The organism is Mesorhizobium amorphae (assembly GCF_014843845.1).
Classification (GTDB): domain Bacteria; phylum Pseudomonadota; class Alphaproteobacteria; order Rhizobiales; family Rhizobiaceae; genus Mesorhizobium; species Mesorhizobium amorphae_A.
Map to the genome: position 1 here is coordinate 1 of NZ_JHQS01000099.1, position 939 is coordinate 939.

At 61.2% G+C, this 939-nt stretch carries 1 protein-coding gene; it reads right to left on the reverse strand.

Features of this window, described 5'->3' with window-relative positions:
• Positions 1-15: 15 nt before the first annotated feature.
• Positions 16-939: IS30 family transposase (locus DH08_RS30180; RefSeq protein WP_192182904.1), on the reverse strand; the 924-nt coding region annotated here is incomplete at its 5' end.

Below are 939 nucleotides of genomic sequence, written 5' to 3' on the forward strand. Positions count from 1 at the left end.
GGCGGGTTCAACCGGTCAACGCAACACCGCTCGCAATCTATCAGCCGGCGTTTCGAAGCCCAAGGTTTTTCGGGGGCGTTGATTGAGCCGCAGGGCTATGGCGTTGAGTTGGTTTTGCGATATGTGAGCGAGATTTGTTCCTCTGGGCAAGTACTGCCGGAGTAGGCCGTTGGTATTTTCGTTGCTGCCGCGCTGCCAGGGACTGCGCGGATCGCAAAAGTAGACCTCCACATCGGTAGCAATGGTGAAGCTCTTGTGGCCAGCCATCTCCTTGCCCTGATCCCACGTCAGGGAGCGTCGCAACGCTTCGGGCAGTCTGCGGATCTGCTTGGCGAGTGCGGCCACTACGGTTGCGGAGTCCTTCCTCGTCACCTTCACGAGCATCGTGAAGCGGCTGTGGCGTTCGACGAGTGTGGCGATGTGCGTATCGTTGGCTCCGGTGAGTAGATCTCCCTCCCAATGACCCGGGATAGCGCGATCCTCGGCCTCAGCCGGGCGCTCGCGGATAGACACCATATCGAGGATTTGCCCCTGTCCCGTCCTGGTCTTTGCGCCTTTGGCGTGACGCATCTGCCGCTTGGTGCGCAAATGCACCGTCAGCTCCTTCTTGAGCACCCCTCGCGACTGGATGAAGAGACTGCGATAGATCGCTTCGTGAGATATCCGCATGCTTTGATCGCTCGGGAACTGCCGCCTCAGCCAGCCGGAAATCTGCTCCGGCGACCACTGCAGCGCCAGCTTCTGCGCCACACGCCATCGTAGCTGTCCATGGCATGCCAGGCGACACCGCTTTGGACGCAACGCTCGATCCCATGCATGCTTGTCGGCCCGGGTTGCACGATACGCCTGCGAACCGCCGTTGCGCCGGATCTCCCGGCATATCGTCGATGGGGATCGTCCAAGACCTCGCGCAATACCCCGGATCGACCGACCGGCCGC